General features: G+C 73.7%; 11 protein-coding genes. 4 read left to right on the top strand and 7 right to left on the bottom strand.

The genetic code is table 11. The features are described from left to right. Positions 1 to 12: 12 nt before the first annotated feature. Entirely contained in the window at positions 13 to 453 is a 441-nt protein-coding gene (locus OGL88_RS07855; RefSeq protein ID WP_263091001.1) for a metallopeptidase family protein, read from the bottom strand. 59 nt (positions 454 to 512) lie between these two features. Here OGL88_RS07855 and OGL88_RS07850 point away from each other — a divergent pair, with 59 nt between their 5' ends. Both OGL88_RS07850 and ahcY read left to right on the top strand, forming a co-directional pair. Then, positions 513 to 728, top strand: coding sequence for a DUF3499 domain-containing protein (locus tag OGL88_RS07850; RefSeq protein ID WP_263090999.1), 216 nt, complete (start codon positions 513 to 515; stop codon positions 726 to 728). Between the two features lie 101 nt (positions 729 to 829). Continuing rightward, positions 830 to 2308 (top strand): adenosylhomocysteinase, encoded by a 1479-nt coding sequence (gene ahcY, locus OGL88_RS07845; RefSeq protein ID WP_263090997.1) that lies wholly within the window; start codon positions 830 to 832, stop codon positions 2306 to 2308. A gap of 23 nt (positions 2309 to 2331) precedes the next feature. Here the strand turns inward: ahcY and OGL88_RS07840 are convergent, their stop codons facing one another. After that, a complete protein-coding gene (locus OGL88_RS07840; protein WP_205462673.1) occupies positions 2332 to 3201 on the bottom strand; it encodes an RDD family protein in 870 nt (289 codons plus the stop codon). A 42-nt stretch (positions 3202 to 3243) separates the two neighbouring features. Between OGL88_RS07840 and OGL88_RS07835 the strand changes: the two genes are divergently transcribed. After that, positions 3244 to 4242: a stage II sporulation protein M gene (locus tag OGL88_RS07835; RefSeq protein WP_263090994.1), complete on the top strand. Its 999-nt coding sequence runs from the start codon at positions 3244 to 3246 to the stop codon at positions 4240 to 4242. Between the two features lie 13 nt (positions 4243 to 4255). On the opposite strand, the gene OGL88_RS07830 is transcribed toward OGL88_RS07835, so the two are convergent. The 5 genes from OGL88_RS07830 to OGL88_RS07810 are packed head-to-tail and all read right to left on the bottom strand — an operon-like array spanning position 4256 to position 9669. Continuing rightward, positions 4256 to 5608, bottom strand: coding sequence for a DUF58 domain-containing protein (locus tag OGL88_RS07830; RefSeq protein WP_263090992.1), 1353 nt, complete (start codon positions 5606 to 5608; stop codon positions 4256 to 4258). After that, positions 5608 to 6636 (bottom strand): AAA family ATPase, encoded by a 1029-nt coding sequence (locus tag OGL88_RS07825; RefSeq protein WP_263090990.1) that lies wholly within the window; start codon positions 6634 to 6636, stop codon positions 5608 to 5610. The genes OGL88_RS07830 and OGL88_RS07825 overlap by 1 nt, the downstream gene beginning before the upstream one ends. Continuing rightward, a complete protein-coding gene (locus tag OGL88_RS07820; protein WP_263090989.1) occupies positions 6633 to 7856 on the bottom strand; it encodes a DUF4350 domain-containing protein in 1224 nt (407 codons plus the stop codon). Before OGL88_RS07820 ends, OGL88_RS07825 begins: the two co-directional genes overlap by 4 nt. Further along, positions 7853 to 8494, bottom strand: a complete 642-nt coding sequence (locus tag OGL88_RS07815) for a DUF4129 domain-containing protein (RefSeq protein ID WP_263090986.1) — start codon at positions 8492 to 8494, stop codon at positions 7853 to 7855. Before OGL88_RS07815 ends, OGL88_RS07820 begins: the two co-directional genes overlap by 4 nt. Then, positions 8491 to 9669 (bottom strand): glycerophosphoryl diester phosphodiesterase membrane domain-containing protein, encoded by a 1179-nt coding sequence (locus tag OGL88_RS07810; protein ID WP_263090984.1) that lies wholly within the window; start codon positions 9667 to 9669, stop codon positions 8491 to 8493. The genes OGL88_RS07815 and OGL88_RS07810 overlap by 4 nt, the downstream gene beginning before the upstream one ends. A 313-nt stretch (positions 9670 to 9982) precedes the next feature. Here OGL88_RS07810 and mtrA point away from each other — a divergent pair, with 313 nt between their 5' ends. Next, positions 9983 to 10657 carry an MtrAB system response regulator MtrA gene (gene mtrA, locus OGL88_RS07805; protein ID WP_123292246.1) on the top strand — a complete coding sequence of 225 codons (675 nt, stop codon included), beginning with the start codon at positions 9983 to 9985 and terminating at the stop codon, positions 10655 to 10657. Positions 10658 to 10659: the final 2 nt, after the last annotated feature.

Here is a 10659-nt window from a genome sequence, read left to right as displayed (position 1 = left end):
GGCGCCGCACCGTCACCAGTGGCGGTAGCGGTCCGGCGCCAGGTCCCACGGGTCCTTGCCGATCAGCTCGCCGACGGCCCGGAACACGGCCGTCTCGATGATGATCCGCCGGTCAGCGTCGTCCTTCTCGGGGCTGCGGTTCACCCGCTCGACGGGGATCCGGAACACGGTGACCCTGCGGGTGTCGCGGTCGATGCGCCACCGGGGCATCGCGTCGGGAAGGGTGGCATCGGTCGGCATGTCGGCCACCTGGAACACCACGCCCGACAGTTCCTCCGGCCACAGGCCGATCAGGTAGTGGGCGCTGTCGCCGACGATGCGGTCGAAGGCTTCGGCGCGGGTCGTGATCGGTGCGAGCTCGGGACCGGTCACGCTCGACCGCCCACCGCGTCCGTGCCGGGACCGGCCTCGACCGCGGTCGATCGGGGTGACGAGGCGGGGCTTGCGACGCATCCCCACATCGTACGCGCGCACCGGGTGCTCCCGGACGCTCCGCTAGGCTCCGTGTCGACATGGACGTGAGGATCTGCAGCAAGGTCGCGTGCGCCGCGAGCGCTTCGGCGACCCTGACCTACGACTACGGGGACTCCATGGTCGTCGTCGGGCCGCTCTCCACGCGGGTCGAACCGCACGGCTACGACCTCTGCACCCGGCACGCCGCCGGTCTGCGCGTCCCGCGCGGCTGGCAGGTGGTGCGGCGCGAGCCGCTGCAGCGCGAGGCCGACTGACGGCGCGCCTGCGCGACGCACCAACGGCGGTGGACGGGGCCAGTGGAACGTGACCGACGTCGCCTGGGGACCCGTGCCTCCCGGCATGGAAGACTGATGGCATGCCCACCGAAGCCCAGACCGCAGCACCGTACCGCGTCGCCGACCTCTCGCTCGCCGAGGCGGGCCGCCACCAGATCCGCCTCGCCGAGAACGAGATGCCGGGCCTGATGGCCCTGCGCGAGGAGTTCGCGGCGTCGCAGCCGCTGGCCGGAGCGCGCATCGCCGGGTCGCTGCACATGACGGTGCAGACGGCCGTCCTGATCGAGACGCTCGTCGCTCTGGGTGCGCAGGTGCGGTGGGCGAGCTGCAACATCTTCTCCACGCAGGACGAGGCCGCCGCGGCGATCGCGGTCGGCCCGACCGGCACGCCGGACGAGCCTGCCGGTGTCCCCGTGTTCGCGTGGAAGGGCGAGACGCTCGAGGAGTACTGGTGGTGCACCAGCCGCATCTTCGACTGGACCGCCGAAGCCGCCGCGGTCGGAGCCGACTGGGCCGGTCCGAACCTGATCCTGGACGACGGCGGTGACGCCACCATGCTCGTGCACACCGGAGCCGACGCTGAAGCCGCTGGTGTTGCACCGGACGCCGGCGCCGACGCGAGTGCCGAGTGGAAGATCGTGCTCGACACCGTCGCGGCGTCGCTCGAGACGTCGTCCGACCGCTGGACCCGCATCGCCGCGGACATCGAGGGCGTCACCGAGGAGACCACCACGGGCGTACACCGCCTGTACGAGCTGTCGCGGAACGGACAGCTGCGGTTCCCCGCGATCAACGTGAACGACTCCGTGACGAAGTCGAAGTTCGACAACAAGTACGGCATCCGCCACTCCCTGCCCGACGGCCTGAACCGTGCGACCGACGTCCTGATGGGCGGCAAGGTCGCGTTCGTGGTCGGGTACGGCGACGTCGGCAAGGGTGCGGCGGAGGCCCTGCGTGGCCAGGGTGCCCGCGTCATCGTCAGCGAGGTCGACCCGATCTGCGCGCTGCAGGCCGCGATGGACGGTTACCAGGTGGCCCGTCTGGCCGACGTCATCGAGACCGTCGACATGGTCATCACGTGCACGGGCAACCTCGGCGTCGTGGGCGTCGACGAGATGCTCGGGCTGAAGCACCTGGCGATCGTCGCCAACGTCGGCCACTTCGACAACGAGATCGACATGGCCGGCCTCGAGTCGCTGCCCGGTGTGGAGAAGGTCGAGATCAAGCCGCAGGTGCACGAGTGGCGCCTGCCGACTGGCCGCTCGATCCTGGTGCTGTCCGAGGGGCGGCTGATGAACCTCGGCAACGCCACCGGGCACCCGTCGTTCGTGATGAGCAACTCGTTCACGAACCAGGTGCTGGCGCAGATCGAGCTGCACACCCGTCGTGACGAGTACCCGACCGGGGTCTACGTGCTGCCGAAGCACCTGGACGAGAAGGTCGCTCGCCTGCACCTCGGCGCCCTCGGGGTGGAGTTGACGACGCTGCGCCCGGAGCAGGCGGCGTACATCGGCGTGCCGGTCGAGGGCCCCTTCAAGCCGGAGCACTACCGGTACTGAGCCGAGGCGCGCCGGGCGCCGCGCTAGCGCGGGAAGCCCGGCGGCCGCGCCGACGCCGACGCGCCAGCCGCGGTGAGCAGCCCGACGCGGGAGCGCAGCGCCTGCACGTCCCGCCCACGGCGCAGCACGACGACCCCGGCGAGGAACACCTCGGCGGGCACCGGCGGCACCGGGTGGGCGAAGGGCGCGACGTCCGCGGCCAGCGCTCGGGCGGCGGACTCCCGGAGCTCGGGGCGCATCACGGCAGCCCCGCGGAAGAACGCGCCGAGCCGGTTCTCGAGTCGCTGCGGCAGCGCCGAGACGTCCGCGACCGTGGCCCAGGCCGTCAGCTCGGGTGGCAGCACGACCTGGGGGTCGCGCTGCTTCGGCAGCCGCTCGTGCTGCACGACGGTGCCGGCGAGCAGGTCCCCGAGGCGCCGCGGACGACTGCCGAACAACGCCACGAGCAGCGCCACCGACCCGAACGTCGTCCACAGCTCGAACAACCCGACGAGCGCGCGGGTGAAGGCGTGCCGGAAGCCGATCGCACCGCCGTCGACCCGGACGACCCGCGTGCCGACGGCGTACCGGCCGACGCTGCGGCCCCGGGTCACGGTCTCGACGGCGGCCGGCACGAGCACGAGCACGGCGACGAACAGGGCGATGCCCAGCGCGGCGCCCCACGCCTCGTCGAGGCCGCTCGGCCACAGCCGGGACACCCCGAACACCAGCAGCAGGTACAGGACGAGCAGGCACACCCCGTCGAGGAGCGCCGACGCCAACCGCAGGACGAGTCCGGCCGGCTGCACGTCGAGCGCGACCGCCTCGCCGACCACGAGCTCGTCGGCGGTCTCGTCCAGGGCGAGCGAGAACCGGGCGTCGGCGAGGTCGCGCGGCGTGCGGGGCTTCGACATGGGATCATTCTGTCGGAAGTCGGCCGACACGAGGGGGGACACGTGGACCTGGACGCCTACGCCGAGGTGCACCGCGACCGCTGGCAGGAGCTCGACCGCCTCGCGCGCGCCCGGCACACCACCGGTGCCGACGTCGACCAGCTCGTCTCGGGGTACCAGGCCGCCGCGACGGACCTCGCCCGCATCCGCGGCGCCGCACCTCGCACCGCGACCGGCGACCGACTGTCGCTCACCCTGTACCGCGCCCGCCTGCGCTTCACCGGCACCCCGGTCGACCCGCTCACCGCGGTCGCCCTGTTCTTCACCCGACAGCTGCCCGCGGCGCTGTACCGGATCCGCTGGGTGACGATCTGGGTGGCGCTGGCCACCGTCGCGATCGGCGCGATCGTGGCCGTCTGGATCACGACGACCCCGGGGGCGACGGCGACCTTCGGCACGCCGGAGGCGCTGCGCCAGTACGCCACGCAGGACTTCGTCGACTACTACTCCGACCACGGCCTCGGCGCGTTCACGGCGCAGGTGTGGACGAACAACGCCTTCATCGCGGCCACCATGGTCGCGTTCGGCATCACGGGTGTCTTCGTGCCGTTCTCGATCATGCAGAACGCCGTCGGGCTCGGTGTCTCCGCGGCGATCATGCACTCGCAGGGTCGCCTGGCCGACTTCTTCCTCTACATCGCCCCGCACGGCCAGCTCGAGCTGTACTCGGTCTTCCTCGCCGGCGGGGCGGGCCTGATGATCTTCTGGTCGTGGGTCGCTCCGGGGCCGCACCGGACCCGCGCGCAGGCCCTCGCCGAGGACGGCCGAGCCCTCATCACGATCGCGGTCGGCCTGACGCTGACGCTGCTGCTGTCCGGCCTGGTCGAGGGCATCGTCACCCGTCAGGACTGGCCGTGGCCGGTCAAGATCGGCATCGGGACGATCGCGCTCGCCGCGGTCCTGGCGTACCAGTGGGTGCTCGGCGGTCGTGCGTACCGGGCCGGAGAGCGCGGCGACCTCGACGAGTTCGAGCGCGGCACGTCCGCCCTGGTCGCCGGGTAGCGTCCGCCCGGCTTCAGAGCCGGCCGGTCGCCTTCGCGCGGAGGTAGGCGTCGGCCACGAGCGGTGGGACGTCCTCCGGTGCGCCACGGACGACCTCGGCGCCGCTCCGGCGTGCGACGTCGGCGACGCCGTCGGCATCGAGCAGGGTGCGTTCGGCGGCGGCCCGCCGGTACACGTCGCGCTCCGCGCCGGTGGGGAGGCCCGGCACGCGTCCGCCCCGCGCCGTGCGGATCGTCGTGGCCGGGTCCACCCCGCCGCGTGCGGTCCGCTGCACCGCCGGGTCCTCGATGCTCGTCACCACCACGGCGTGCCGCCGGGTGAGCCGGGGCAGCACCGCCAGAAGGTCGCCGGAGGCACCGACCGAGTCGAGACTCGACGCCAGCACGACGAGCGCCCGTGAGGTCGTGATCGAGTCGACGAGCGCCGGCACGGCGGACCAGTCGGTCGCGGCGAGTCCGGGTTCCGCCATCGCGAGGGCCTCGCCGAAGCGCTGGACCACGTCGGTGCGGGTCGCCCCGTGCACACGGTCGTGGACGGTGTCGTCGAGGACCGCCAGGTCGACCCGGTCGCCGGCGGCCGCGGCGAGGGCGCCGAGGAGCAGTGCGGACTCGATGAAGGTGTCGAGGCGGGGTTCGTCGGCCACCCGTCCGGCGCCGGCACGCCCGGCGTCGACGACGACCACGACCCGCCGGTCGCGCTCCGGGCGCCAGGTGCGGACCACGAGGTCCTGTCGTCGGGCGGTCGCTCGCCAGTCGATCGAGCGGACGTCGTCGCCCCGCACGTAGTCGCGCAGCGAGTCGAACTCCGTGCCGTGGCCGCGGAGCTGCAGGGTGGTCTCACCGTCGAGTTCGCGCAACCGGGCCAGCCGTGACGGCAGGTGCCGTCGCGAGCGGAACGGCGGGGTGACGACGAGTTCGCCCGGCGCTGTGACGACCCGTTGCCGGGCCGCGAGACCGAGCGGACCGAACGCCCGGACCGCGACGCCGGCCGTGCGGCGTCGACCGCGGCGGAACGGGGTGAACCGCATGCGGGCGGTCCGGCGTTCGCCCGCGGGCACCGTCATCCGGACCCGGCGCGGCCGGTGCCCGGCGGAGGGCTCCCACATGTCGCGGACGATGCTCCGGAGCACCCGCCCGCCGTCGTTCGCGAGCACGAGCGTGCCGTCGGCGGTGCTGTCCCGACGGGCCAGTCGCGGCATCCGCCGCTCGACCCGCACGCGTGCCAGGTCGGCGGCGAGCAGCACGTCGATGGCCGCGGCGAGCAGCACGACCACGACCCACGCCAGGCCGGCCCACCCGCTGGCGAGCAGCACGGTGGGCACGATGGCGACGGCGAGCAGCGCGACGAACCGGCCGGAGACCGCCACTAGATCGGCACCCGCACCTGCTCGAGCACCTGCTGGAGCACCCCGTCGGCGCCGACGCCCTCGAGCTCGGCGTCGGCGGCCACCCGGAGCCGGTGGCGCCAGACCGGCAGGGCCATCGCCTGCACGTGGTCCGGCGTGATGGCGTCGTAGCCGGTGAGCCACGCCCAGGCCTTCGCAGCGGCGAGCAGAGCGGTCGCACCGCGCGGGCTGACCCCGACACGGACGGACGGTGCCTGACGGGTGGCGCGGGCGAGGTCGACGATGTACGCCAGCACGTCGTCACGGGCACCGACGGCCCGGACGGCGCGCTGCGCGGCGAGGACCTCGTCGACGCCGACCACGGGGGTGATGCCCGCTGACCGGACGTCCCGCGGGACGAAGCCGTCGGCGTGCCGGCGGAGGACCTGCCACTCGACGTCGCGCGGCGGGATGTCGAGCGTCAGCTTCATCAGGAAGCGGTCGAGCTGCGCCTCGGGGAGCGTGTAGGTGCCCTCGAACTCGATCGGGTTCATGGTCGCGGCGACGAAGAACGGGTCGGGCAGGAGCCGCGCGTCGCCGTCCACGCTGACCTGGCGTTCCTCCATCGCCTCGAGCAGGGCGGACTGGGTCTTCGGGGGTGTTCGGTTCACCTCGTCGGCGAGCAGCACGTTGGTGAAGACGGGGCCCTCGCGGAACGGGAACGTGCCGGTGGAGGCGTCGTACACGAGCGAACCCGTCACGTCGCCGGGCATCAGGTCCGGCGTGAACTGGATCCGCTTCGTGTCGAGGGACATCGCGGCGGCCAGGCTGCGGACGAGCAGGGTCTTGGCGACGCCGGGCACCCCCTCGAGCAGCACGTGCCCCTGCGCCAGGAGTCCGACGATCATGCCGGACACCGCGCCCTCCTGTCCGACGACGGCCTTGGCGACCTCGGCCCGGACCCGCCCGAAGGCGTCGCGGAGCCCGGGGTCGTGCTCGTTCCGGTCGTGCGGGGCGCGGTCGGCCGGTGTGGGGTCGTGCGGGTCGGGGGCATCTGGCAGGTCGGTCACGGTCGTGCTCCTGGTCGGTCTCGGTCGGTGCTGGGACGGTCGCCCGACGTGGATCGTCGGACGGCCCGTTCGAGGTCGTCGAGCGCCCTCGTGCCGTCGACGAGGGCGCGGTCGTCGGGGGTCGGACCGCCGACGAGGACGGCGCCGACGCGGTCGTGCGGGATGCCGGTGGCGCGGGCCGCTGCGCGGACGACGTCGTCGACGTGCGCGGACCGGGGGAGTCCGAGCAGCTGGCCGATCCGACGGACCGCGGCGGCGCGGAGGGTGTCCAGGGCATGGGTGCGGTCGTGGGTGCGGGCGTACATCCGGGCCCGGCCCTCGGTGGTCTCCGCGGCGCGGACCACCACGGGCATCCGCTCGACGACGAGCGGCCCGAGACGTCGGCCCCGCCACACCGCGGCGGCGACGGCCACCAGGGCGAGCAGCGCGAGGCCGCTCGGCACCCACGGCGGTGCGAGCTCGCCGAGTGTCGGGACGGCGTCGGGGGCGCCGACGGTCGGCGTGTACCACGTGAGGCGGTCGTCCGAGCCGAGCAGGCCGAGGGCGAGTGCGGCGTTCCCGGCGGTCGTGATCGTGTCGTTGCGGAAGGCCGAGGTGGTGCCGACGAGGGTGACGTCACCGCCGGTGGTCGCCGTGCGGACGAGGCCCCAGGCTCGGTCGTCGCCGCTGCCGGACGGCGCGCAGCGGTCCGCGCCGGGGTCGTCGACCGTGTAGCCGTACCCCTCGGTGGACACGCGCGCAGCCGACGCCGCGGCCGGGATCGCGCAGGACGCGGTGGACACGGTGTCGCCGCCCTCGGGAGCGGTGGCCGTGGTGACGTCGAGGCCGAACGACGCGAACGGGGTCGAGTCGACGCCCACCAGGACCACGTGCTCGGCGGTCCGGGCGATGCGCTCGGCGACGCCTGGGTCGAGGACGCCGTCGGAGTCGTCGACGAACACCGTGCCACCGTCGATCCCGTCGGCACGGTCGGTCACCCGGACGGAGGTGCCACGCTGCTCCAGGACCCGGACCAGCGCGGCCGATCCGCTCGCGGTGGTCGAGGTCGGGTCGAGGGGGCGTCGCTCCGGCGGCTGGGCGCCCTGCACCACGGCCGTGAGCACCGCGAGCACGATCCCGACGAGCACGATGGCGATCCAGAAGCCGAACCGGAACCGTCGGCTCTCGCGCTGCTCCGGTCGGGGTGCGGCCGTGCGCGGCACGTCGGTGGCGGTGCTCATGCTGGCACCACCGGCCCCGTGGACCTGGCCGGACGGGCCTGGCGAACGGCACGCTCGGTGTCGAGGACCCGGCGAGCAGTGGCCTCGTCGGCGTCGAGCCCGAGGTAGCGGACGGCGTCGAAGGCCGTCGCGGCGTCGTCGAGCGCCGCGGCCTCGGCGGGGAAGGGCACGGCTGCGCGGGCGGCGATGGTGCGTGCGGTCGCCCCGGGGACGTCGGGGACCAGGTCGCGCTCGCCGAGGCCGCGGGCGGTCGCACGGAAGCCGTCGAGGACCGTGGCCGACCAGTCGCCCCGGCGGATCGCGGACTGTGCGGCGTCGAGCAGTTCGCGGGCGGACCGGAGGTCGTCGTCGTCGAACACCCCGCCGGTGTCGTCCGCGTCGCTGCGTGCACGACGTCGGGGGAGCCCGCGGGCCACGACGACGAGCACGACGACGGCGACGAGCACCACGATCGCGATCACCAGGGCCGTGCGGGCCGCGACGGGGGAGTCGAGTCCGTCGGCGCGGAGCGACCCGAGCCAGTCCAGGAACGTCCGTGACGCACGGTCCCACCACGTCACGTGCGCGCCGTCGTACGCGGGCCGGTCGAGTTCGCGTTCGAGCAGACGGCGGGCCTCGTCGGGGTCGACCGCGGTCATGCGGTCCCGTCCGGCGGGCGGTGCTGCCCCTGCTGCTGCCCGGGCCCCTGCTGCTGCTGGCCGGGCCACTGCTGCTGCCCCGCCGGCTGGCCGGGCCACTGCTGCTGCCCCGCCGGCTGGCCGGGCCACTGCTGCTGCCCCGCCCACGGCTGCTGCGGCCACGGCGGACGGGCGACCGGCGCGGACGGCGCGAACGGGTCGGCCGGCTGCCCGGTGTCGAGGTGCGACGCGATGCGCTGGTCGAGGGCCTCGGTCCGGATCCGCCGGTCGATGGTCAGGAAGGTGACGACCGCGGCGCTCAGCACGTCGGTGACGCACTGCACCGCGATCGCGAGCAGGCTGCCGATGACGATCAGGACGAGGGCGCCGGCACCGATGCCCGAGGACGCGTCGGTCTGCCCGAGCGGGTCGAACACCCCGCCGACGAGCACGGCCCCGATGGTGAGCGGTGCCGTGGCGATCGACGCCGCGACGCCGAACACCACCTGCACGAGCAGCAGTACGCCGAAGGTCCGCCAGAACGCACCGCGGGTGAGCCGCCACGACTGCGCGGCGGCGGCGAAGACCGGTCGACCCTCGAGCGCGATGGTCGGCACCGTGAAGGCGAAGCGGATGCCGAGCCAGGTCAGGACCACGCCGAGGCCGAGGACCATCACGAAGACAGCGAGGACGAACCACCCGGCGCCGGCGTCCCCGGCGCCGAGCGCCGCGAAGAACGCAACGAAGACCACCGCGACGACGATGCCGACGACGAGCCCCGCGCCGATCTGCACGAACATCCACGCGACCACCGGCCACCGCCGCCCGGCGAGCAGCGCCCACAGGCCCCGGAAGGTCGCGCGACGGCCGAGGACCCGCTGGCCGGTGTCCGCGGCGACCGGTGCCACCAGGAAGCCGCGACCGAGGTACGCGAGGAACGGCAGGCCGATCGTCAGCAGGATCCACAGCGTCACCGAGCCCGCGACGATCGTGTCGCCACCACCGCTGCCGTCGAACGCCGTCATCATCCGCGACTGCAGCGCCTGCTGGCCGAACGTGCTGACGAGGGTGGAGAGCAGCCCGAGCACGCCGCTGAGCAGCACGCTCCAGAGCAGCAGGACGCGGGCGTTGCGGCGGAAGACCGTGAAGGCGCCGCCGAGCACGTCACCGAACCCGAGCGGGCGCAGGGGGATCACCGGACGCGAGCCGGACGGCGGACGACCGCCGGGGGGTCGACCCGGCCCCGGGGCGGGCGGCGGCGGCGCGGAGAACCGGGGCGGGCCTCCCGGCTGTCCCTGCCACGCGCCCTGCTGCCCGGCGCGCTGCTGACCACCGCCAGGCGTCTGCCAATCGGACATGACCTCGGCCCCCTTCGTCGTGTCGGTCCGCGCTGCGACGCGCGGTCCACCTCCATCCTGGCGGAAAACGCCGCGTGACGGGGCCTCGGCTATCGTGTGGGGACACGTGCCGACCCGGCACCACCCGCACGCCACACGGAGTCCACATCACATGACACCGCGCATCCTCGTCGTCGACGACGACCAGGCCCTCGCCGAGATGATCGGCATCGTCCTCCGCTCGGAGGGCTACGAACCCGAGTTCAGCGCTGACGGCAACGACGCCGTCGACGCGTTCCACAGCACGAAGCCGGACCTCGTCCTGCTCGACGTGATGCTCCCGGGCATCGACGGCATCGAGGTCTGCAAGCGCATCCGTGCCGAGAGCGGCACGCCGATCATCATGCTCACCGCCAAGAGCGACACCGCCGACGTCGTCCTCGGCCTCGAGAACGGTGCCGACGACTACGTCGTCAAGCCGTTCAACCCGAAGGAGCTCGTCGCCCGCATCCGCACGCGGCTGCGGCCGAGCGCCACCGACGCCACCGTGCTGCACGTCGGTGACGTGACCGTCGACGTCGCCGGGCACGAGGTCCGCCGCGGCGACACCGTCATCGCGCTCACCCCGCTCGAGTTCGACCTGCTCCGCGCGCTCGCCGAGAAGCCGAACCAGGTCTTCACCCGCGAGATGCTGCTCGAGCAGGTCTGGGGCTACCACTACAAGGCCGACACCCGCCTGGTGAACGTGCACGTCCAGCGCCTGCGCGCGAAGATCGAGCACGACCCGGACAACCCGAAGACCGTCACCACGGTCCGCGGCGTCGGGTACCGGGCCGGAGGAGCCTGACC

Origin of the sequence: Curtobacterium sp. RIT-PI-V, assembly GCF_025642935.1 — a bacterium.
Classification (GTDB): Bacteria; Actinomycetota; Actinomycetes; order Actinomycetales; family Microbacteriaceae; genus Curtobacterium.
Note: the sequence above shows the minus strand (reverse complement) of the source record. Positions and strands in the feature narration are given on the sequence as shown.

Excerpts from the sequence above, each read along its gene's own strand:
- OGL88_RS07840 (WP_205462673.1), bottom strand. The coding sequence starts at position 3,201 with ATGTCGAAGCCCCGCACGCCGCGCGACCTCGCCGACGCCCGGTTCTCG.
- ahcY (WP_263090997.1), top strand. The coding sequence starts at position 830 with ATGCCCACCGAAGCCCAGACCGCAGCACCGTACCGCGTCGCCGACCTC.
- OGL88_RS07855 (WP_263091001.1), bottom strand. The coding sequence starts at position 453 with ATGCGTCGCAAGCCCCGCCTCGTCACCCCGATCGACCGCGGTCGAGGC.
- OGL88_RS07850 (WP_263090999.1), top strand. The coding sequence starts at position 513 with ATGGACGTGAGGATCTGCAGCAAGGTCGCGTGCGCCGCGAGCGCTTCG.
- OGL88_RS07815 (WP_263090986.1), bottom strand. The coding sequence starts at position 8,494 with ATGACCGCGGTCGACCCCGACGAGGCCCGCCGTCTGCTCGAACGCGAA.
- OGL88_RS07820 (WP_263090989.1), bottom strand. The coding sequence starts at position 7,856 with ATGAGCACCGCCACCGACGTGCCGCGCACGGCCGCACCCCGACCGGAG.
- mtrA (WP_123292246.1), top strand. The coding sequence starts at position 9,983 with ATGACACCGCGCATCCTCGTCGTCGACGACGACCAGGCCCTCGCCGAG.